Below are 21,395 nucleotides of genomic sequence, written 5' to 3' on the forward strand. Positions count from 1 at the left end.
TTTAAAAGCCGTGCGTTTTACGAATTTGTATCAATAAACGCTTACAGGCAGATTCGACTAAATCAACCACCTGATGAAAGCCAGTGTCACCACCATAGTAAGGGTCGGGTACTTCTTTAATGGCCGAAGGGTTGAAACTTAACAGTAAACGAATTTTTTCTAACTGTTCTAATTCCATCACCAAGTCTTCAACATCGGCTTGGTTCTGTTTATCCATCACTAGCACATAGTCAAAGGTGTCTAGGTCTTCTGCAGTAAATTGGCGCGCACGCAAGGCAGATAAATCGTAACCTCTATCTAAACCTACTTTTTGGGTACGTTCATCGGGCGCTTTACCTACATGCGCATCACTGGTTCCAGCAGAGTCTATTTGAATTTTATCTTGCAAATCTGCTGCTTCAACAAGTGTACGAAACACTCCTTCAGCAGTAGGGGAACGACAAATATTACCTAAACAAACGAATAAAACCTTAATCATTTTTCACTCAACAAATTATTTAATTAGCCAGCTAGATTTTTCAGCAACAAGGCCTGAAGGCGCTGGTAGTCTTCAGGTGTATCAATACCTTGCGGATGTGGCTGACAAGCTTCAGCAACATGGATTTTGTGGCCATTCCATAGCGCTCTTAACTGCTCTAGCTGCTCGGCTTGCTCAAGCGGTGCCGGCTGCCAAGTCACGTACTCATCTAAAAAGTCGACACGGTAAGCATAAATACCAATATGCCGCTGAAAATTAATACCAGCAGGTAAAGCTTGGGGTTTAAAATCACCAGTTTCATTAGCAAGAAAGTAGTCTCTAGCCCAAGGTTGAGGGCTACGGCTAAAATAAAGTGCTAGGCCGTTTTTATCGGTTACCACCTTGACATTATTAGGATTAAAAACAGCTTCTATCTCGGTAATTTTTTCACTCAGGGTAGCTATACTAGCTTGTGTGTTTTTTGCCAAATTAGCTGCCACCTGATTAATTAATTCAGGTGGAATCATTGGCTCATCTCCCTGCACATTTACCACCAAAGCTGTTTTAGCTAAGTTTAGCTGACTCACTACCTCTTGTAAGCGATCTGTACCACTGGGATGATCTGCAGCAGTCATACAAACTTCTGCACCAAACTGAGCGGCTGTATCTGCTATGCGCTGGTCATCTGTGGCTATTACCACACGCTCTGCATCACTTAAGCACGTTTGTTGCCACACATGCTGCAACATAGGTTTGCCAGCTAGGTCCAATAAAGGTTTGCCTGGCAAACGTGATGAGGCGTAACGCGCTGGAATAATTGCTGTAAAGCTCATTTTTTTTCTAACTTTTCTTCAGTCGTCAGCTGCCTTGCTTCACTTTCCAACATAACAGGAAGCCCATCACGGACAGGGTAAGCCAACCCACTAGGGCGGCACACTAATTCTTGAGCTTCTTTGTTATAATGCAAAGCCGCATGGGATACAGGGCAGACTAGCAAAGCTAAAAGTTGCTTATCCATGAAACGCTCCAAAAGTGAGTTAGTAAAGTGGGTTAGTTAAGAAGTTGGATTGTAACTGAAATACCAAATATTTAAGAGGTCTTATTAACCAGCCACACAAAACCTGGCCTCTTAGCTAACAATTTACCATCAACGACCAAAGTTGAAGCCTTCTTGTAACTCGCTAACTTAACTTTGTCGACACTTTAAACTACAATGCCAGCGCCTTTTCAAAGACAACGAAATTTTATTCGTTTGCTTAGATATTAAAAAAGTTTTTTTGCAGTAGATAGAATCGCCAACAGATGAGGGTATAAAATCGTGCTAGAAGCTTATCGCAAACATGTCGAAGAACGCGCCGCAGAAGGCGTACCACCCACACCTCTTAATGCAGACCAAACCGCATCTTTGGTTGATCTGCTAAAGAACCCACCAGCAGGCGAAGAAGCATTTCTTGTTGACCTAATTACCAACCGTGTACCACCCGGTGTTGATGAAGCAGCCTACGTTAAAGCTGGTTTTTTAGCGGCTATTGCTAAAAACGAAAGCTCCTCACCACTAATCAGTGCAGAAGAGGCTGTTGAACTGCTTGGCACTATGCAGGGCGGTTACAACATCGTAACGCTAGTCGACCTACTAGACAGTGACGACCTAGGCAAGCTTGCTGCTACCCAGCTTAAATCTACCCTGCTAATGTTTGATGCATTCCACGACGTTGCAGACAAGGCCAAAGAAGGCAATGCCAACGCTAAAGAAGTGATTCAATCTTGGGCTGATGCTGAATGGTTTACTAACAAACCAGCACTGGCTGAAAAAATTACGCTAACTGTATTTAAAGTACCTGGCGAAACTAACACGGATGACTTGTCACCTGCACCTGATGCTTGGTCACGTCCAGACATTCCAGTTCACGCTAACGCTATGCTTAAAATGGCGCGTGATGGCATCGAGCCTGTTGAACCAGGCGTTACTGGTCCACTTAAGCAAATTGAAGAAGTTAAAGCTAAAGGCCACCCCGTTGTTTACGTGGGTGACGTTGTAGGTACGGGTTCTTCACGTAAGTCTGCGACCAACTCAGTGCTTTGGTTCTTTGGTGACGACATTCCTAACGTACCTAACAAGCGTGCGGGTGGTTTCTGCTTTGGTAACAAAATCGCGCCTATCTTCTACAACACTATGGAAGATGCTGGTGCATTACCGATTGAAATGGATGTTGAAAACCTAAATATGGGTGACGTGATAGACGTTTATCCTTATGAAGGTAAAGTTTGCAAGCATGGCACAGATGAAGTCCTTTCTACTTTTGAACTAAAAACTCAAGTTCTACTAGACGAAGTGCGTGCTGGCGGTCGTATTCCTCTAATTATCGGTCGTGGCCTAACTGAAAAAGCCCGTACTGAATTAGGTTTAGGCCCTGTTGATACCTTTAAAAAGCCAGAACAACCTGCTGATACCGGCAAGGGTTACACCCTAGCGCAGAAGATGGTTGGTAAAGCCTGTGGCGTTGAAGGTATTCGTCCCGGCACTTACTGCGAACCTAAAATGACCACTGTAGGTTCTCAAGATACCACTGGCCCTATGACTCGTGATGAGCTAAAAGACTTGGCTTGCCTAGGCTTCTCTGCAGACCTAGTTATGCAGTCTTTCTGTCACACAGCGGCTTACCCTAAGCCAGTTGATGTGAACACTCACCACACCCTACCTGACTTCATTATGAACCGTGGTGGTGTTTCTTTACGTCCTGGTGACGGTATCATCCACTCTTGGTTGAACCGTATGCTATTACCAGACACTGTAGGTACTGGCGGTGACTCACATACACGCTTCCCTCTAGGTATTTCTTTCCCAGCGGGTTCTGGTCTAGTTGCTTTCGCAGCGGCTACCGGCGTTATGCCTTTAGATATGCCTGAATCTGTACTGGTTCGCTTTAAAGGTGAAATGCAGCCAGGTATCACGCTACGTGACCTAGTTCATGCGATTCCTTACCAAGCCATTCAAGACGGTCTATTGACTGTTGAGAAAAAAGGTAAGAAAAACGCTTTCTCTGGTCTAGTACTAGAAATTGAAGGTTTAGAACACCTAACGGCTGAACAAGCATTTGAACTATCGGATGCTTCTGCTGAGCGCTCTGCTGCTGGTTGTACTATTACCCTGTCTGAAGAGTCAGTTGCTGAGTACCTAAAATCTAACATCACCCTACTGCGTTGGATGATTGCTAATGGCTACGGCGATGCACGTACTATCGAGCGTCGTGCTAAAGCGATGGAAGATTGGCTAGCTAACCCACAGCTAATGCGTGCAGATAAAGATGCTGAATACGCACACATCATCGAAATTGATCTGAACGAAATCAAAGAACCAATTCTTTGTGCACCTAACGATCCTGATGATGCACGTAAACTGTCTGATGTTGCTGGCACCAAAATTGATGAAGTATTCATCGGTTCTTGTATGACTAACATTGGTCACTTCCGTGCTGCGGGTAAATTGCTAGAGCAGTTCAAAGGTTCTTTACCGACTCGTTTATGGTTAGCACCACCGACCAAAATGGACCAATACCAGTTAACTGAAGAAGGCTACTACGGTACCTTTGGCCGTGCTGGTGCGCGTATGGAAATGCCAGGTTGTTCACTGTGTATGGGTAACCAAGCACGTATTGCAGCTAAATCAACCGCTGTATCTACTTCTACGCGTAACTTCCCTAACCGTTTAGGTGATGGTGCTGATGTATTCCTAGCTTCTGCAGAGCTTGCAGCGGTTGCCTCTATTATGGGTAAACTGCCAACTACCGCTGAATACCTAGAATACGCCAACCAGATCAATACAATGGCTAGCGATGTTTACCGCTACCTAAACTTTGATCAAATGGATGAGTATCAAAAAGCTGCTTCTTCAGTGATTCCTGTTGCACAAGAATCCTAAGTAGCAAAAACCTAAGGCTTTAACTAGCTTAAGGTTTTCTAAGCCCGCCCTGCCTAGCAGTGGCGGGCTTTTTATTGGTAAGCTTGCACTAGTCACTTGCAATAGTAATGCAGATCAATCACATTACTGCAGTGCAATAAATTTAAGGTATCTACCCATGTCTAACGTATTTTTTACTTCTCTAGAACACTTAGCCGTTCTAGAACTCAAGGGTGGTCAGCCAGACAAACTGCTGCAAGGTCAAATTACGGCTGATTTAAACCTAGTTAATACCGAGCAAGCCTTGCCTGGCTTGCTTTGTAGCTTAAAAGGTCGTGTGATTAGTAGCTTTGAAGTTATCGCCCTAGGTCAAGATCATTTAGCGCTTATTTTGCCTGCTAGCAATTTAGACGTAGTGCAAACTCACCTAGCAAAGTACCAGCCCTTCTTTAAAACCCAATTAAATGAAATCACAAGTGACTACCAGCTTATTGGTCTTTCAGGCAAAGAAGTGCCTGCTTTAACCAGTAGCCTAGTGGGTGCTTGGCCAAAAGATGAATACCAACAAGCAATCACTGAACAGGGGTTAGTGCTAAACCTACCCGGCCCCTTACCTCGCGCCTTAGTCATGCTAAAACGTGATGCTGAAAATTTTGCTACTACTCTGACTAAACTTCAAAACCTAACTAACCAAGTAGAAACTGACTGCTGGCATTTGTTAGACATTAAAATGGGGCGTGCCTTAGTTGATGCAGATTTAACTGATCAGTTCTTGCCACAAATGCTTAACTACCAGGCCATAGGCGCAGTCAGTTTTAAAAAGGGCTGCTATATAGGGCAAGAAATTGTTGCTCGAGCTCAGTTCCGTGGACAGGTTAAAAAACGTTTACACCGTGCTCACTTAACCACGGGTGAACTAACCTTGCCTGCTGGAGTCTACGATACACAAGGTAAGCAGCAGGGCGACATCATTACTATAGCCGCTGATCGACGCGGCGAATTAGAAGCCTTAGCTGTTATTAACCAAAAAGCCATTGAAAGTGACACCAACTTATTTGCCGATCCTGATTTAAAAATCAAACTTATTTTGCATAAACTACCCTATGATCCAACGGGTAGAAAAGCATTGCATGGTGCAGAAGCCTAACTAGCCACAATCAAACTATTGGAGAAGACAATGCCAACTATAGAACTGAAACTAATGGGACTTACCTGCAATGGCTGCGTCAATAAAGTTACTGAAGCTCTAATGGCTAATGAAGCCATAGAAAGCGTAGAGGTTAGCCAAGACAGTGCCAGCATTACAGGTAGCATCACGGCTGATCAGGCTATCGATATAATTGAAGGGCTAGGCTTTGAGGCAGAAGAGTAATTTTAGCTTTCAATGAGTCTAGGTGCTGCTACGCAGGACACGTGAATACATCTGACCACCATGGATGGTGTAAATGCAGTTTTTGCAGGAGCATTAAACTGCCCTGTAGGCTCTGGCTGCAACGTCCTGTTGCAGACAGCCTGCTTTAGCAGAACACCTAGCCTCTTTAGGAATAGCATTTAGTTACTTGTTAACACCTATTGGAGGTAGTCATGTCTAAACCCCTTCGCCTAGCCCTTCGGGGTATGACTTGTGGTGCCTGCGTTGCCAGTGTCGATAAAGCACTTAACGGTGTGGCAGGTGTTCAGCAAGTCAACGTCAACTTACCGGATAGAAGTGCTGAAATTACTGGAACGGCTGACCCACAGGTTTTAATTAAAGCTGTACAAGATGCTGGTTTTGGTGCCACTCCCATGAGTGCTGATTATGGCGATAACGAACGCCAAGCAGAAGAACAGGCAGCCCTTAAAAAGGTTTGGATTAAAACCTGGGTTGCCCTAGCCGTGGGTGCGCCACAAATGCTGCTTATGATGACAGGGCACTTACCTGCGCTAGAAGATGCCCGTCTGCTTTGGGGCATTATTGGTTTAGCTACCCTAGCCACCATGGTTTATTCAGGTGGTCATTTTTATACAGGCGCTTGGCTTTCACTTAAAAACCACCGTGCCAATATGGATAGTCTAATTGCCCTAGGTACCGGTGCAGCTTGGCTCTATTCCACTTTAATGGTGCTTTGGCCTGAAATAGTGCCGCCCGAAGGTCGGCATGTTTATTATGAAGCAGCAGTTTTTATTATTGGTTTAGTTAATTTAGGTCAAGCCTTAGAAACTCGCGCCCGTGGTAATGCATCACAAGCCATACGTCAGCTGATTCAACTACAGCCCGATACCGCCCGCTTAATCACCCCTGACGGTGAAGAGAAAGAAATGCGCTTAGCTTCTATTCAAGCCAGTGATTTATTAAGAGTCAGACCTGGCGAGCGTATTCCTGTTGATGGCATCGTTGCTGAAGGTGAAACTCAAGTCGATGAATCGATGTTAACTGGTGAACCCCTGCCAGTAAATAAAAGTAAAAAAGACTGGTTATCGGCAGGAACGGTTAACCAAGGTGGCAGTATTAAAATGCGTGTGCGTAAAGTGGGTGAAGATACTGCTTTGGCACAAATTATTAACCAAGTACGTAATGCCCAAGGTTCTAAACCTGCCATTGGCCGCCTAGTTGACCAAATTAGTGCCGTTTTTGTACCCGTCGTTATTCTAATTTCTATGATTACTGCTTTGGTTTGGTGGCTAGTTGGCCCAGAACCACAAGCTGCCTATATGCTAATTTCAGCAATGGCTGTATTAGTGATTGCTTGCCCCTGTGCGCTTGGCTTAGCCACGCCCATGTCGATTATGGTGGGGGTTGGTCGCGCCGCAGGGAAAGGCGTGCTGATTCGTAAAGGTGATGCCCTGCAAGAAGCTTCTAAACTAAACACCATTATTTTAGATAAAACTGGCACCATCACTCAAGGCAAACCTAAGATGGTCAACTTTGCCTTGCAAGCCGCTTACCTAGAGGGTGCTAACAGCCTATCTAAAGATGAATTACTCGCTAACTTAGCTTCACTGGAACAAGCCTCAGAACACCCCCTAGGCGCTGCTATTGTTGCAGCTGCTAAAGAACAGAGTTTGCAGATTCCAAAAACTGCCACACCAGAAACTTTGGCTGGCTTAGGTTTAAAAGCTCAGATCAATAACCAAGCTTGGTTAGTAGGTAACCGCTCTTTACTAGAGTCAGAAGGCATCAGTCTAAGCGATGCAGAAGTTGAAGAAGCAGCCAGCATGGCAGACCAAGGCCAAACCTGTATTCACCTAGTCGTGGGTGGCCAACTAGCAGCATTAGTCGGCATCGCTGATCCTATTAAAGAAGATTCAGCCGCTGCCATTCAGCGCCTTCAAAAAGCCGGTGTGCAGGTAGTAATGCTTACTGGTGATAGCCCTAGAACCGCTCAGGCAGTTGCTAAACAGGTAGGAATTACTGAAGTATTTGCAGAAGTTAAACCAGACGAAAAAGCCGACAAGGTAAAAGAGCTGCAAGCAGAGGGCTTAAAAGTGGGCATGGTGGGTGATGGTATTAACGATGCGCCTGCACTCACTCAAGCTAACGTAGGCTTTGCCATAGGCACAGGTACAGACATAGCTATAGAAAGTGCTGACTTAACGCTAATGCGGGGTTCACTACACGGAGTAGCCGATGCCATGTTAATTTCACGCGCTACGGTAAAAAATATTTGGCAAAACCTCTTTGGTGCCTTTGTTTACAACACCTTAGGTATTCCGCTAGCTGCTGGGGTTTTATTCCCCTTAACAGGTTGGCTTTTAAGCCCCACCTACGCAGCGGCAGCCATGGCTTTATCTTCGGTAACCGTGGTGAGCAATGCTAACCGTCTACGCTTAGTGAAATTAGACGGTTAAGCTAGATAAATAAACCACTAACCTTTTTGTTGACTGCGGGCTTTGGCTTTACCAGCCATAACAGCCCGCTGCATATCCGATGTAAACCCAGATTCAAGGGCTTCTTCTTTTTCTAGCTCCTCCATGCCTTGAGCTAGCATATTAGGCGTTGCCGCTAACTCTTGTTGAGCTTTAACCTTAACTTCATCCATGGTTTTGCGTATATCGTCATAAATACTACTGAAGTGCTCTTGCTCTGTACCACGGTATTTTTTTAATTCTTTAATTATATTTTGATAGTAAATAAGTGCCGCACGGTATTTTTTATTCTCTAACTGAACAGCGGCCATCGACTTATTCATTTCAATAATAACTTGTGTAGCGGCATAACGAATAGAAGTTAAAAACTGCTGCCCCCTAGCCTCGCTCAGACGCTTTTCACGAAACTCTTTCATTATTAAGAACTGCACATTTTTAAGCTGGTTCATAGCCTCCTGCCCTTTAGCCTGGTTTTCAATAGGCTCAATTTTAGGGTTAGGATTAGCTTTAACCTCTCGAACGACCTGCTCAGCATTCTGCAACTCTTGTAAAAAGCTGTCACTTTTATCACCTGCATCCTGCTGGAGGTGTAATAAAGTTATCCAGCGCTCAGCTAAAGCAGAACGTAAATCATAAGGAAGGAGGTGAGGTCGGATTCGAGTCACTAAAGGCTCAAGGCGTTTAACCTGAGTTTTAATATCATGAATTTTTCGTTCCGTTTGAATCCGTTTTTCTTCTACAACCTTGCGATGATGAACAAAAAATATTGTTGTAAAAGCTAAAAAAACCACGACGCCAAGCAGTATAAGGGCAAGCATTTTCAATCCACTTATGATTAATTTATTCCAATAAGCCGTAAAATATACTGTTTATCGAGTATTTTTTCTACCTTAAGCAGTTGCTAATTTTGCTTTAGGTTTTTTGCTTATTCTTTATTGGTATAGTTAACCATCTTGTTATAACCTCTTTTGCGGATTAGTCTAACTGCAATGTTTAGCCTAACCCCTACAAAGGAATACAAGATGTCATTAAGATTCAAACACCTAGGTAAAACTTTATTAGCTAGTGGCCTTAGCCTAGCATTAAGTGCCTCGCCTGCCCTAGCCGATAACCCCAGTTTATTAAACTCCTCTTACGATATAGCCAGAGAATTATTTGCCAGCTATAACGAACACTTTAACGACCATTGGCAAGAAAAAACTGGCAAAAGGGTTGAAATTAAACAATCTCATGCCGGCTCATCGCGCCAAGCTCAAGCGATTATTCAAGGTTTGCGTGCCGATGTAGTGACTTACAACCAGGTCACTGATGTGGATATTCTGCACGAAAGAGGCAAGCTATTACCTAAAGATTGGCGTGAAAAGTTACCTAATGCTAGCTCGCCTTATTACTCCACCATGGCATTTTTGGTTCGTAAAGATAACCCAAAAAACATTCAAGACTGGGATGATTTAACCCGTGAAGACGTTGACTTGGTTTTACCTAACCCAAAAACGTCTGGCAACGGTCGTTACAGCTATTTAGCGGCTCTAGGTTTTGCCCAGCTTAAATACAATAAAGATGAAGCCAAGGTTGATGCCTTTTTACGCCAGTTCTTAGGCCAAGTGGCGGTATTTGATACGGGTGGCCGTGGTGCAACCAACACCTTTGTTGAGCGGGGTATAGGCGATGCTTTGTTAACCTTTGAGTCTGAAATTCAAGGCATTATTAAAGCCTTTCCTGACCAGGCATTTCAAATCGTTGTACCTTCCAGCAGCTTCTTAGCAGAGTTCCCAGTGGCAGTGGTTGAAAAACCCGCCAAACGTAACGGTAATTTAGAACTGGCTAGGGCTTATTTAGAACACCTTTATTCAGAAGACAGCCAGCGTTTGTTAGCCAGCTTTAACTACCGTGTGCACGACCCAGTCGTTAAGGAAGAAACTGCGGCTAACTTCCCTGACTTAAAACTACTAACCATTGAAGAAATAGCGGGTAGCTGGAAAAACGCCATGCAAGTTCACTTTGCTAGTGGCGGCAAGCTCGACCAGTTGCAGCGCCGGTAAGTAACCATGACACCAGCAAATCAGCTTTCTAAAAGTTTTACTTACAAAAGCCTAATCAGCAAAAGCTTTAAAGTTACCGGCAGACAAGTGCTGCCGGGTTTTGCTTTAAGCCTAGGTATTTCACTGTTGTTTATTAGCTTGGTACTGCTACTGCCATTAAGCGGTTTATTAATACAAACCGCGGGTATGAGTTGGGCAGATTATTGGGCAGTGGTTACCGACCCAAGAGTTATGGCTTCTTACCAAGTCACTCTATTAATGGCTTTAGGTGCTTCGCTATTAAATGGTCTGGTGGGTTTATTGGTGGCTTGGGTGTTGGTGCGTTACACCTTCCCCGGTAAACGCTTAATAGATGCACTGGTCGATTTGCCCTTTGCACTACCTACTGCTGTAGCAGGTATTACTTTGGCTACTTTGTTTTCTGCAAGCGGCTGGTACGGGCAAGGCTTGGCTAAATTAGGCATTCAAGTCGCTTACACACCGCTAGGCATTTTAATTGCCATGCTGTTTACCAGCCTGCCCTTTGTGGTACGCAATGTGCAGCCAGTGATGGAAGACTTAAATTCGGGTGATGAAGAAGCCGCATTAAGCTTAAGTGCTAAAGATTGGACGGTCTTTAGACGGGTTATTTTTCCAGCCATTTGGCCTGCGTTAGTCATGGGCGTGGTGCTGTCGTTTATTCGCAGCCTAGGCGAGTTTGGCGCGGTTATTTTTATTGCTGGCAATATGCCCTATTTAAGTGAAGTCACTAGCTTAATGATTTTTGTACGTTTACAAGAGTTTGATTATGCCGCAGCCAGTGCGATTGCTTCAGTGATTTTAATGGCTTCTTTACTGCTGCTATTTGCGGTGAATGTTTGGCAGACGCGTTACCTTAAACGCTTAAAAGGCAACTAAGGTGAATAACTACTTGCGTAATTCAAAAGGTTTTTTTATGCACCAACAACGTATTGGCGATCAACCTTGGTTAAGGCGTTTATTGATTGGTCTAGCTTTTTTGCTGGTAGGTATTTTATTAGTTGTGCCTTTAGTGGCTATTTTTGCTCAAGCATTAAGTGCTGGATTAAATATTTTTTGGGTAAATTTAAGTGATAAATACACCTTGCACGCGATAGGTTTAACCCTGTTAGTCGCTGCGCTTACCGTGCCTTTAAACTTAGTGTTTGGGGTGTTTTTAGCTTGGTTGGTGACCCGCTTTGAATTTCCCGGACGGCGTATTTTGATGACCCTGATTGATATTCCTTTTGCGGTTTCGCCAGTCGTTGCTGGACTTATGTACCTGCTTTTATACGGCAGCAACGGTTGGCTAGGTAGCTGGCTAATGGATCACGATTTACAACTGATGTTTGCTTGGCCGGGCATAGTAATGGTCACGGTATTTATTACCTGCCCTTTTGTGGCACGTGAATTGATTCCTTTAATGCAGCAACAAGGCAGTTCCGAAGAAGAAGCTGCACTGAGTTTAGGTGCTAGTGGTTGGCAAATGTTTCGCCGTGTCACGCTTCCGAATATTAAATGCGCACTCTTATATGGCGTAGTGCTAGCCAATGCACGGGCTGTCGGTGAGTTTGGTGCAGTATCGGTAGTTTCAGGCAATATTCGTGGTGAAACCAATACCTTGCCCCTACACGTTGAGCTGCTGTATCAGGATTACAACCTGGTGGGGGCTTTTACCAGTGCCACTTTATTAGCGGTACTCGCCCTGTTAACCCTAGTGGTAAAAACCTTTTTAGAATGGCGGCAACAACAAAGCGCCCGTTAACCTTAAGCACAAAAAGCATTAGGTGCAGAACAGTTTAGGTACAAAATATCTTAGGTAGAAAGTAATGAGCATACAGATTAAACAAATCAGCAAACAGTTTGGTGACTTCCAAGCCCTTAAACCCCTTAATTTAACCATTAATGAGGGCGAGCTAGTGGGTTTATTAGGCCCTTCAGGTTCAGGCAAAACCACCCTACTGCGGATTATTGCTGGTTTAGAAACCGCCGACCAAGGGCAAATTTTATTTAGCGGTAAAGACGTAACCCAGCTGCACGTTAGAGATAGAAAAGTTGGCTTTGTGTTTCAACACTATGCTTTATTTCGCCACATGACCGTCGCCGAAAACGTGGCCTTTGGTTTAGATGTTTTGCCTAAACAACAACGCCCAAGCAAAGCATCCATAAAACAACAGGTAGCAGAACTGCTAGACAAGGTGCAACTTAGCCATTTAGCCAGCCGTTACCCAGCACAGCTTTCTGGTGGTCAAAAACAGCGCATTGCCTTGGCGCGTGCGCTAGCCATGCAACCCCGTATGCTGTTATTAGATGAACCCTTTGGTGCGTTGGATGCAAAAGTACGTAAAGAACTGCGCCGTTGGCTGCGTAATTTGCATGATGAACTGGGTTTCACCAGCGTGTTTGTTACCCACGACCAAGAAGAAGCCTTGGAGGTTTCCGACCGCGTGGTAGTGATGAGCCAAGGGCAAATAGAACAAGAAGCCACACCACAAGATTTATACCAGCAGCCAGCAAGCCGTTTTGTGTATGATTTTTTAGGTGGCGTGAATGTGTTTGAGGGTGAAGTTTGTTCTACAGCTGGTCATTCAAACAACCGCTTACAACAAGGCAAGGCTTGGGTGGCTTTTCCTGACGGGCATAAACCTCAAGCTGGGCAGCTTTACTTGCGTTCCCATGAACTAAGCCTAAGCAATCAACCTTCAGCAACAGCCCACCTACCGCTAACCATTAAAGCGGTGAGTTTGATTGGCGCTGAAGTACGTGTTGAACTAGAACCATTAGACTGGCAAAGCCCAGATTTATGGGAAGTGGTGATTAGCCATTCACACTATAATAACTGGCAACCGCAAAGGGGCGATACCTGCTTTGCTCAACCTCAGGCTGGGCAGTTATTTACTAAAAATAAAGAAAACCAGCCACTTGCGCTTAACTGGACTAAAGAACACCTCTTGATTAAAACAGCTTAAAAAAACATAAATCATTAAAGATTCATTCAATAGACAACATTAGCAAAACCTTTCTTCACACAAAAAACTACGGGCGATACATAACATAACAAGCTCCAAAAAATCACTAGCCCGTTAGTCTAATCCTACTTCTTATTCATGGTATAAACTGGCATATTATTCGCCTGGTCTTACAAATTCCAAAAACAAGAGTAGATTGACCATGAGTTTATATCGAACGATTGAAAAAACCTTCTGGTACACCCTTACCCGAAAAATAATCGGCAATGTTATTGCCCTGCTATTACCCCAAGCTATTTTAGTGATTTCAGCTATTGTTTTGCTGGGTAAGTTAGAAAAAGAAGTCACTGCTGTAGGTCAGCAAGCTGCTCTTTACCCCATGTTAATGAACTTTTGGTTACTGCTGGGTATATCAAGCGCAATAGCCTTAGCAGTTGGCATTTTTACAGTCTTCTTTATGCGTTCACTGTTTGTGAAACCCATTCGTGATATCACCCAAGTTTTAAAAGCTATTCGTGAAAAAAATGGCGATATCTCTGCCACCCTGCCTGACTATACTCACGATGAAATATCTGAAATGGCCCGCAGTTACAATGACTTTTCTGGCCAATTAAAAGAAATGATTAACGAGGCGCGTGACCACTCAGTGAATGTGGCGCTTAACGCAGCACGCGTACAAAAAATGGTCAATCAGGCCAATGCTTCTTCGCACATTCAAGAAGAAAAAGCTCAGCAAATTTTTGAATCCAGTAGCCAGTCTACTCAAGCAGTTGAAGAAATCTCCTCTAACACTTTACATATCAGCGATCAAACTCAAAACAACCTTGAAGATATTCACCAGTCGAGCAATGAGTTAAAAGATGTTTCTAAGCAAATTCAGGGTGTAGCCCAACTAGCACAGGGCTTCCAAGATACTGTTGCAACACTAAGCAGCAACTCTGAAAATATTATTACGATTCTTAGACTAGTCGAAGACTTTTCAGAGCAAACCAATCTTTTAGCCTTAAATGCTTCCATTGAAGCAGCTCGTGCTGGTGAAGCTGGTAGGGGCTTTGCGGTGGTTGCCGATGAAGTGCGTGGTCTGGCACAAAAGGTTGGTGATGCCACCCAGCAAATTAATACCAATATCACTGAGATGACCAACCTAGTTAAAAAAACTGAGGTAGGTTCTAACACCATTTTAGGTGATGTTCAGGAAGCTGAAGGCTTTATGGTGCGTACTAGCGATCAATTTATCAATATGGTGACTAGCTTTGAACAAATGAGCCAACAGCTCACCACTATTTCTGCTGCCATAGAAGAGTTATCAAACACCAACCGCATGACTCATAAAAACGTGACTAGTATTGCTGACTTATCTCATTCTGTTAAAGAAGATATGGAGCTATCTAGAGAAAGTGCTTATGAGCTAGAAACCGCAACTCAGCGCACGCAAGAGCTCTTATCTCGTTTTATTATTGGTTACGGTGGCTTTGAGCGAATCACACAAATTGGTTTAGCCTATGCTGAAGAAATAACCGAAAAGCTTGAGAGCTTAGCTGGCCAAGGTGTTAACTTGTTTGATACCAATTACCAAGCCATTAACCCTGATGAAAAGCATATTCACTATATGACCAGCTACATCAAACCTGCTGAAGGCGTTCTACAACCTCTGTACGATGACTTCTTAAAGAAGCATCCAGAGTTTGCTTATGCCGTTGGTATTACCAGCGAAGGCTATGTTCCTATTCACCATGCCAAGGTATCTAAACCAAGAACCGGCGACCCTGCAATTGACAACCTTAACTCTCGACAAATGAGAATTTACTTTGATACTCGTGCAGAAAAACGCCGCTGTACCCATGACAGTCCCTTCTTACTGCAAACTTTTATTCGTGATACAGGCGAAATACTGAATGACCTATCTATCCCTTTGTATATTTCGGGTAGACGCTGGGGATCATTAATTATGGGCTTTGAAACCAAGCACTTACTTGCAGACTAGTCTTATAGCCAAAGCATTAAATAACAAAAAAGCCTCAAGAATAAATCCTTGAGGCTTTTTATTTACTTTGTAAAGCTTAACTCTTGAGTAGCTATTTAATTAGCTTCTGCTCTCTTGCCATTGCAAAAACCGCCTGAGGGCCTGCCCAAAGCGATGGTCGCTATGGGCGCTAGCACTGCAACTGCCACTATCATTTGACGAATAGTACGACCACGAGAAATACGTGCTACAAAATTGGCCGCCAATACTACGCAGCTATTTACAGCAAGGCAAGAAATAATAATTCTTAAACATTAAAAAGCTGCCAGTACATAATATTAAATTATGCATGACAGCCTTAAAGTTACTAGGTTTTAGTGATTAGTTACCCTTATTTTTTAAGTATTAAAATGGCATATAAAACGGGAACAGCCACTAGGGTTAGCAAGGTAGCAAAAAGCAAACCACCCATAATTGTGACAGCCATACTAGAAAAGAAAGCATCCGTTAATAAAGGCAGCATACCCAAAATGGTAGTACCAGCAGCTAAAAAGACTGGGCGCAAACGACTAATACTGGCATTTTTTAATGCCGTTATAGCATCACCGTTTTCAGCCACTTGCAGGTCAATTTCATCAACCAAAACAATCGCATTTTTCATTAACATACCCGATAAACTCAACATACCCAGTAAGGCAGTAAAGCTAAAGGGCAAGCCAGTCAGCAGCAAACCAATAATCACACCAGTAGCCGCCATAGGCACCACTAGCCAAATAACTAAAGGCTGCTTTAAGCGCCCAAATAACAAGACGGTGACTACTAGCATAATGACAAAGCTAAGCGGTAATTGAGAAGCTAGCCCAGCTTTAGCTTTTCCTGAGCTTTCAAATTCACCGCCCCAATCTAAGCTATAACCTTCAGGCAGTGGCAAGGCTTCTATTTTGCTCTTAACTGAGGTTAAGGCTTCAGTAACGGTTGCGCTGCTACTAGGCTCTGCTTCTATTGTTAAGGTTCTTAAGCGATTGCGACGGTGAATTTGCGCTTCTTCTGGTAGCAAATCAAAGTGATCAACCACCTGTGCTAAGGGCACATAAGCAGTGTCTGCACCACTCCAAATTAAACGGTCTTTTAATCGACCAACATCTAAGCGTTCAGCTTCGGGTGGGCGAGCCACTATAGGTAACTGTTCAATACCATCACGGTAAGTACCCGCTCTTATCCCTTCGGTAGAAAACTTTAAGGTGGTGCTTAAATCTTTACGACTAATACCTGCATAACGGGCACGCTCTTCATTAAAAATAGGCACTAAAGTCACTTCTTGTTCACGCCAGTTGTGACGAATATCGGTCACTTTCTCTTCTTGTGCCATAATTTCAATAGCTTGCTGACCTAACTCTCTTAAAACTTTAGAATCTTCACCAGAAAACCTTGCTTGTAATTTAGCACCACTACCTGGCCCAAAAACTAAACGTTGGGTATAAATGGCTGCACTAGGAAAGTCTTTCTTTAACTCAACACGTAATTCATCGGCTAAACCATCAATTAAGTCCCGATCAGTGACTCGAATAATTAATTGACCATAAGAACTATCCATACGTTCCGGTACATAGGTGAGCATAAAACGACTAGCGCCTTGCCCTATAAAGCTAGCCACACTCACGACCTCTGATTTCTCTAGCACTTTTTGCTCTATGGCTTGAATATCCCTAGCCGTAGCATGAATATCCGTACCTTGTGGTAGGTGGTAATTCAAATAAAACATCGGGTTATTAGCGGTAGGAAAAAATTCTTGTTTCACCCAACTAAAACCAATATAACTTCCCAAAGTAAGCGTAACTAAAATTATTAGAGTCGTACGACGAGCAGCAAGCACGATATCTAATATACGAAAATACCAGCCATACAGTTTACCCGTGTAGGGGTCTTGTTCCTTGTCAGAAGACACACTGCGAAACAGGTAATAACCCAATAAAGGTGTAACCGTAACCGCCAGCAACCAGCTAAGCAGTAATGAAATCCCTATCACTACAAACAAAGAATATAAAAACTCACCCGTAGCATCGGGCGAAGAGGCAATACCCGCAAAAGCCATAATGCCAATCACAGTTGCACCAAATAAAGGAATTTGCGTACGTTTAACTGCATCACTGGCCGCATCTATAGCTTTAATACGCCGCTGCATATTAATCAGCATTCCTTCGGCCACCACTATGGCGTTATCAACCAGCATCCCCATAGCAATAATCAGCGCACCTAAAGACACTCGCTCCATTTCAATTTGAAAAACCTTCATAAAAAAGGTGGTGCCTAAAACGGTCAGTAGCAGTGTCATACCCACCACCACGCCTACACGCCAACCCATAAAGATACACAAAACACCAATAACGATGGCAACGGATACCGCCAAATTCAGCATAAAGCTGTCGATGGATTCATCAACCACCTTGTGCTGCTGATAAATAGGTTCTAGCTCTACACCCAAAGGAATGCGGCTTTGTAAACTAGCTAGGTGAGCATCCACCGCCTGGCCAACCTTAACTATATTGGTATCAGCCACTCCTGCTACCGCCAAGGTGAAGGCTTGTTTACCATTAAAGCGAATCAACTCACTGGGGGTTTCTGTTTCAGTGCGCTGCACCTTGGCTACATCTAATAAACTAATTTGCTCGGTACTACCGGGGCGGCCAATACGCAAAGCTTCTAAGCTGGCTAATGTATCTAAACCTGGGCGAGTCACTAAACGCACTTGTTGATCGGCAATTCTTACCTGCCCAGCATCTTCTACTGAGTTTTCAGTTTGTAGCGTGTTTAAAACCAGCTCAATCGGCAACCCAAGTCTAACTAACTTTTCATGAGATATTTCTAAATAAACGGTTTCTTTAGGTTCACCGGCAGTGCTTACTTTTGCTACACTTGGCACGGTTAACAATTCACGGCGTAAAAACCGAGCTAAATCACGTATTTCACTATCACTAAAACCTTCCGCCGTTACCGCATAAAAAATACCAAATACATCACCAAAATCATCAACCACTTTTGAAGGGTAAGCTGTTTGTGGCAAGGAAATTTGCACATCATTTACTTTACGGCGTAGCTCATCCCAAACTTGTGGAATTTCATGGCTTTTATAGCTAGGTTTTATTTCTACAGTAATTTCTGACATACCCGGCATTGAGCGGGACTCAATGTAATCAAGCTGCGGCAGCTGCTGAATAGCTGACTCAATTTGCTCAGTTACTTCCTCTTCTACTTCTAAAGCAGTAGCCCCTGGGTAGGCAGTCATAACCACTGCCTGCTTAATGGTAAAAGCTGGGTCTTCTAAACGACCTAGCGTCATTAATGCCCAAATACCACCCAATAAACACAATAAAATTAACAGCCAAGTATTCACTGGCCGCTGAATTGAAAGGCGTGCAATATCCATAATTACGCCCCCTAAAAGTGGCTGAAGGGTTTAACCTTCATGCCTTCACGTAAATGCGAACCACCCGAAGTAATCACCTGTTCACCAGCTTTGGCACCCGATAAAAGTTCCACACGGTCACCATTAATACCCCCCACTTTAGCTGGGCGCTTTTTTACTTGGCCTGTTTCAGGATTAAAAATCCATAAATAATAACTGCCATCATTGGCAGTATTTAAAGCAGATAAAGCCACATCTAACTGATCATTAGAGTGAAGCAAAGGATCTGCCGTAACTACGACAGTTACTGTCATACCTGGTAATAAATTTAATTCTTCAGGGCGCTCAAAACCAAAAGTCACTTGGTAGGTTTGCACCACTGGGTCAGGTTCCGTGGCATGTTCACGGTATTCAAGAGGAATAAAAGCCTTTTCATTATTGGGCAGCAGCAGTTTTGCTTGAATTAAATCTGGGTTACTTACTAAGCGAACCAAGTCTTCTGGCACACTAATGTGTGCACGTAATTCGGTCACATCTTGTACTCTAACCACCGGTGTACCCGCAGCTAAGTTCACATAACGATCAGCTAAACGACGGGTAATTAACACATCAGAAGGTGCTTCTAAACGGGTATAAGAAAGATTACGTTCAGCAGCTTCAACCGCTATTTGTGCTAAGCGTAATTGGTCTTCTGCCTCATCAACCACTGCCTTGGGTACAGAGTTGGATTTTAATAAGGAGTGCTTACGGTCAGCATCACGCTGCGCTTGCTTTAAACGTACTTTGGCTTGATCTAAAGCCAGCTTATAATCATTAGCATCTAATTCAGCTAACAGGCTGCCTTTAGCTAATAAGCGCCCCTGTTTAACAGGTAAATTAATTAAACGACCCGCTACCTGAAAAGATAAATTCACATTACTAACCGCATCCACTCGCCCTACAAAACGACGACTCATGGCGGGAGCAAGCTCTCCTAAAGTTTCCACACGTACGCTAGAAATAGCCTTGGCGCTATTGCTAGGTTCCCTTGCCTCAACTGTACTAGTACCCAATATGGCTAAAGTGGAAATAAATAAGGCTGAAGCGAGTACTTTTTTCATTAGAGGTTTTCCTTTGCCTTTAATTCTAAAACTTCAAGAAGTTGCGTTTTTTTATCGCTATCGAAAGGAAGCAGTCCTAGCATATCCATTAACACTAAACCTTCACCTGCCGCCCATAGTAGAGTAGCTTCGTCTGCTGATTCTGCTTCATCACAAATCTTTTTATGACGTATTAAAGCTTCTTCTCTTAAAGGATGAAGCAGCTTCTGATTGTGCGCAGCAGCAGCCAGAATTGCCATGGGAATATTATGATCTAATTCTTCACGCTCACGTAATATATGGAAAACCGACTGTAAAGTAGGGTTAGCTTGATCAGTTAAACTAGCAGCATGCTCTGCCACTCTAGGTGTGTAAGTGCCCATCAGACGATTTAACATACCGCTAATTAAGGCTTCTTTGCTAGGAAAATTATACAGCACGCCACCTTTAGTTAAGCCCGCTTCTTTAGCGACTGAATCTAAACTAACTTTTCCAGCACCTTTTTCTACAGCCACCTTTTGAGCAGCATCTAAAATAGTTTCACGTGAATTAATACTACGCCTAACTTTTTGCATCTTCAACCCCTAAAAAATACCATTTGGTACAGTAAAATCGAATGGTATAGTTAAGCAGCTAAAGAAGCAAGACTGAAGAGTCTAATAGAAAGGGTTTAATTAACCGAAAACTGATAACGGGTTTTGTTAGCAATACGCACTAAAGCAAGCATCACCGGCACTTCCACCAAAACACCCACCACCGTTGCTAAGGCAGCACCGGATTGCAAACCGAACAACGCAATAGCAACGGCAACCGCCAATTCAAAAAAGTTACTAGAACCAATTAAACCTGCCGGTGCAGCAATGTTATGCGGTACTTTCCAAGCTTTCGCCCAACCGTAGGCAATAAAGAAAATAAAAAATGTTTGCAGGGTTAACGGAATAGCGATTAATAAAATATCTAACGGGTTAGCAATAATCACATCGCCCTGAAAAGAAAACAGCAAGACCAACGTAATAATTAAACCCAGTTGTGGAATGGGTTCTAAATGCTTTAAAAAAACATTCGTTAACCAATCAACACCACGACATTTTATAATAAATTGACGTGTTATATAACCGGCACTTAATGGAATAACTATGTAAAGCAGTACCGATAATAAAACCGTATTCCAAGGCACTTTAATGCTAGAAACGCCCAGTAATAAAATCACTAAGGGCGCAAAAGCAAATAACATAATTAAATTATTAAGTGCCACCTGAACCAAAGTATAAGCAGCATCACCCCGCGTTAAATAGCTCCAAACAAAAACCATCGCCGTACAAGGTGCTGCACCCAACAAAATAGCACCAGCCAGGTATTCACTAGCCCGTTCAGCAGGAATAAAAGACGCAAAAACAACCGTAAAAAAGAACCAAGCAATAGCAAACATTGTAAACGGCTTAATTAACCAATTGACGCTGGTGGTAATAACCAACCCTTTAGGCTGACGGCGCACAGCTAAAACAGAAGTAAAATCAACCTGCAGCATCATTGGAAAAATCATTGCCCAAATTAATATCGCAACGGGAATAGATACTTGGGCATATTCAAAACGCGTCAAAGTCTCGGGAACAGCGGGTATAAACTGCCCAATCAATATGCCACCCACAATGGCTAAAGCGACCCAAAGCGTAAGAAAACGCCCAAAAATGCCCATGCCTTCAGCCGTGCTTGGCGCTGATGAATTGACCGATTCAGTCAT

At 43.4% G+C, this 21,395-nt stretch carries 17 protein-coding genes and 1 pseudogene; 9 read left to right on the top strand and 9 right to left on the bottom strand.

What is annotated here, in order from left to right:
• Position 1 precedes the first annotated feature (1 nt).
• The 3 genes from BP27_RS0107250 to BP27_RS0107260 are packed head-to-tail and all read right to left on the bottom strand — an operon-like array spanning position 2 to position 1,475.
• The gene (locus tag BP27_RS0107250; RefSeq protein ID WP_036239700.1) at positions 2-478 is read right to left on the bottom strand and encodes a low molecular weight protein-tyrosine-phosphatase; all 477 of its coding nucleotides are present in this window, start codon (positions 476-478) and stop codon (positions 2-4) included.
• A 23-nt stretch (positions 479-501) separates the two neighbouring features.
• Entirely contained in the window at positions 502-1,290 is a 789-nt protein-coding gene (gene kdsB, locus BP27_RS0107255) for a 3-deoxy-manno-octulosonate cytidylyltransferase (protein WP_027850981.1), read from the bottom strand.
• A complete protein-coding gene (locus BP27_RS0107260; RefSeq protein WP_027850982.1) occupies positions 1,287-1,475 on the bottom strand; it encodes a Trm112 family protein in 189 nt (62 codons plus the stop codon). The genes kdsB and BP27_RS0107260 overlap by 4 nt, the downstream gene beginning before the upstream one ends.
• A 300-nt stretch (positions 1,476-1,775) precedes the next feature.
• Between BP27_RS0107260 and acnB the strand changes: the two genes are divergently transcribed.
• From acnB to BP27_RS0107280, 4 genes are all read left to right on the top strand, one after another.
• Positions 1,776-4,376: a bifunctional aconitate hydratase 2/2-methylisocitrate dehydratase gene (gene acnB, locus BP27_RS0107265; RefSeq protein WP_027850983.1), complete on the top strand. Its 2,601-nt coding sequence runs from the start codon at positions 1,776-1,778 to the stop codon at positions 4,374-4,376.
• Between the two features lie 157 nt (positions 4,377-4,533).
• Positions 4,534-5,502 carry a CAF17-like 4Fe-4S cluster assembly/insertion protein YgfZ gene (gene ygfZ / locus BP27_RS0107270; protein WP_027850984.1) on the top strand — a complete coding sequence of 323 codons (969 nt, stop codon included), beginning with the start codon at positions 4,534-4,536 and terminating at the stop codon, positions 5,500-5,502.
• Positions 5,503-5,532: 30 nt separating this feature from the next.
• Positions 5,533-5,727 carry a cation transporter gene (locus tag BP27_RS0107275; protein WP_027850985.1) on the top strand — a complete coding sequence of 65 codons (195 nt, stop codon included), beginning with the start codon at positions 5,533-5,535 and terminating at the stop codon, positions 5,725-5,727.
• Between the two features lie 212 nt (positions 5,728-5,939).
• Entirely contained in the window at positions 5,940-8,183 is a 2,244-nt protein-coding gene (locus tag BP27_RS0107280; RefSeq protein WP_027850986.1) for a heavy metal translocating P-type ATPase, read from the top strand.
• Between the two features lie 17 nt (positions 8,184-8,200).
• Here BP27_RS0107280 and BP27_RS0107285 read toward each other — a convergent pair whose 3' ends face one another.
• The gene (locus BP27_RS0107285) at positions 8,201-9,019 is read right to left on the bottom strand and encodes a hypothetical protein (RefSeq protein WP_027850987.1); all 819 of its coding nucleotides are present in this window, start codon (positions 9,017-9,019) and stop codon (positions 8,201-8,203) included.
• Positions 9,020-9,223: 204 nt separating this feature from the next.
• On the opposite strand from BP27_RS0107285, the gene cysP reads away from it, so the two are divergent.
• The 5 genes from cysP to BP27_RS0107310 all read left to right on the top strand — a co-directional run bounded on the left by cysP (position 9,224) and on the right by BP27_RS0107310 (position 15,193).
• Positions 9,224-10,243: a thiosulfate ABC transporter substrate-binding protein CysP gene (gene cysP / locus BP27_RS0107290; protein ID WP_027850988.1), complete on the top strand. Its 1,020-nt coding sequence runs from the start codon at positions 9,224-9,226 to the stop codon at positions 10,241-10,243.
• 6 nt (positions 10,244-10,249) lie between these two features.
• Positions 10,250-11,140 carry a sulfate/thiosulfate ABC transporter permease CysT gene (gene cysT / locus BP27_RS0107295; RefSeq protein WP_051610441.1) on the top strand — a complete coding sequence of 297 codons (891 nt, stop codon included), beginning with the start codon at positions 10,250-10,252 and terminating at the stop codon, positions 11,138-11,140.
• Between the two features lie 37 nt (positions 11,141-11,177).
• Positions 11,178-12,005, top strand: a complete 828-nt coding sequence (gene cysW, locus BP27_RS0107300) for a sulfate ABC transporter permease subunit CysW (protein ID WP_036239722.1) — start codon at positions 11,178-11,180, stop codon at positions 12,003-12,005.
• A gap of 64 nt (positions 12,006-12,069) precedes the next feature.
• Positions 12,070-13,209: a sulfate/molybdate ABC transporter ATP-binding protein gene (locus BP27_RS0107305; protein ID WP_027850991.1), complete on the top strand. Its 1,140-nt coding sequence runs from the start codon at positions 12,070-12,072 to the stop codon at positions 13,207-13,209.
• A 202-nt stretch (positions 13,210-13,411) separates the two neighbouring features.
• A complete protein-coding gene (locus tag BP27_RS0107310) occupies positions 13,412-15,193 on the top strand; it encodes a methyl-accepting chemotaxis protein (RefSeq protein ID WP_027850992.1) in 1,782 nt (593 codons plus the stop codon).
• Between the two features lie 155 nt (positions 15,194-15,348).
• On the opposite strand, the pseudogene BP27_RS17115 reads toward BP27_RS0107310, so the two are convergent.
• From BP27_RS17115 to arsB, 5 genes and pseudogenes are all read right to left on the bottom strand, one after another.
• Positions 15,349-15,438 (bottom strand): annotated as a pseudogene (locus tag BP27_RS17115) (BCCT family transporter); the annotation flags it as partial.
• A gap of 125 nt (positions 15,439-15,563) precedes the next feature.
• Complete coding sequence (locus BP27_RS0107320; RefSeq protein WP_027850993.1) at positions 15,564-18,596, bottom strand: efflux RND transporter permease subunit; 3,033 nt, start codon at positions 18,594-18,596, stop codon at positions 15,564-15,566.
• A gap of 11 nt (positions 18,597-18,607) precedes the next feature.
• Positions 18,608-19,675 carry an efflux RND transporter periplasmic adaptor subunit gene (locus BP27_RS0107325; RefSeq protein ID WP_027850994.1) on the bottom strand — a complete coding sequence of 356 codons (1,068 nt, stop codon included), beginning with the start codon at positions 19,673-19,675 and terminating at the stop codon, positions 18,608-18,610.
• The gene (locus tag BP27_RS0107330; RefSeq protein ID WP_027850995.1) at positions 19,675-20,229 is read right to left on the bottom strand and encodes a TetR/AcrR family transcriptional regulator; all 555 of its coding nucleotides are present in this window, start codon (positions 20,227-20,229) and stop codon (positions 19,675-19,677) included. The genes BP27_RS0107325 and BP27_RS0107330 overlap by 1 nt, the downstream gene beginning before the upstream one ends.
• A 95-nt stretch (positions 20,230-20,324) precedes the next feature.
• The gene (gene arsB, locus BP27_RS0107335; protein ID WP_027850996.1) at positions 20,325-21,395 is read right to left on the bottom strand and encodes an ACR3 family arsenite efflux transporter; all 1,071 of its coding nucleotides are present in this window, start codon (positions 21,393-21,395) and stop codon (positions 20,325-20,327) included.

The sequence above is a fragment of the Marinospirillum insulare DSM 21763 genome, from assembly GCF_000686905.1.
In the GTDB taxonomy this organism is placed as follows: domain Bacteria; phylum Pseudomonadota; class Gammaproteobacteria; order Pseudomonadales; family Halomonadaceae; genus Marinospirillum; species Marinospirillum insulare.

Coding starts and splice junctions, on each gene's coding strand:
- cysT (WP_051610441.1), top strand. CDS start 10,250: ATGACACCAGCAAATCAGCTTTCTAAAAGTTTTACTTACAAAAGCCTA.
- kdsB (WP_027850981.1), bottom strand. CDS start 1,290: ATGAGCTTTACAGCAATTATTCCAGCGCGTTACGCCTCATCACGTTTG.
- BP27_RS0107305 (WP_027850991.1), top strand. CDS start 12,070: ATGAGCATACAGATTAAACAAATCAGCAAACAGTTTGGTGACTTCCAA.
- BP27_RS0107280 (WP_027850986.1), top strand. CDS start 5,940: ATGTCTAAACCCCTTCGCCTAGCCCTTCGGGGTATGACTTGTGGTGCC.
- BP27_RS0107260 (WP_027850982.1), bottom strand. CDS start 1,475: ATGGATAAGCAACTTTTAGCTTTGCTAGTCTGCCCTGTATCCCATGCG.
- cysW (WP_036239722.1), top strand. CDS start 11,178: ATGCACCAACAACGTATTGGCGATCAACCTTGGTTAAGGCGTTTATTG.
- arsB (WP_027850996.1), bottom strand. CDS start 21,395: ATGACTGAATCGGTCAATTCATCAGCGCCAAGCACGGCTGAAGGCATG.
- BP27_RS0107330 (WP_027850995.1), bottom strand. CDS start 20,229: ATGCAAAAAGTTAGGCGTAGTATTAATTCACGTGAAACTATTTTAGAT.
- BP27_RS0107250 (WP_036239700.1), bottom strand. CDS start 478: ATGATTAAGGTTTTATTCGTTTGTTTAGGTAATATTTGTCGTTCCCCT.
- BP27_RS0107275 (WP_027850985.1), top strand. CDS start 5,533: ATGCCAACTATAGAACTGAAACTAATGGGACTTACCTGCAATGGCTGC.
- BP27_RS0107285 (WP_027850987.1), bottom strand. CDS start 9,019: ATGCTTGCCCTTATACTGCTTGGCGTCGTGGTTTTTTTAGCTTTTACA.
- BP27_RS0107325 (WP_027850994.1), bottom strand. CDS start 19,675: ATGAAAAAAGTACTCGCTTCAGCCTTATTTATTTCCACTTTAGCCATA.
- ygfZ (WP_027850984.1), top strand. CDS start 4,534: ATGTCTAACGTATTTTTTACTTCTCTAGAACACTTAGCCGTTCTAGAA.
- BP27_RS0107310 (WP_027850992.1), top strand. CDS start 13,412: ATGAGTTTATATCGAACGATTGAAAAAACCTTCTGGTACACCCTTACC.
- cysP (WP_027850988.1), top strand. CDS start 9,224: ATGTCATTAAGATTCAAACACCTAGGTAAAACTTTATTAGCTAGTGGC.
- BP27_RS0107320 (WP_027850993.1), bottom strand. CDS start 18,596: ATGGATATTGCACGCCTTTCAATTCAGCGGCCAGTGAATACTTGGCTG.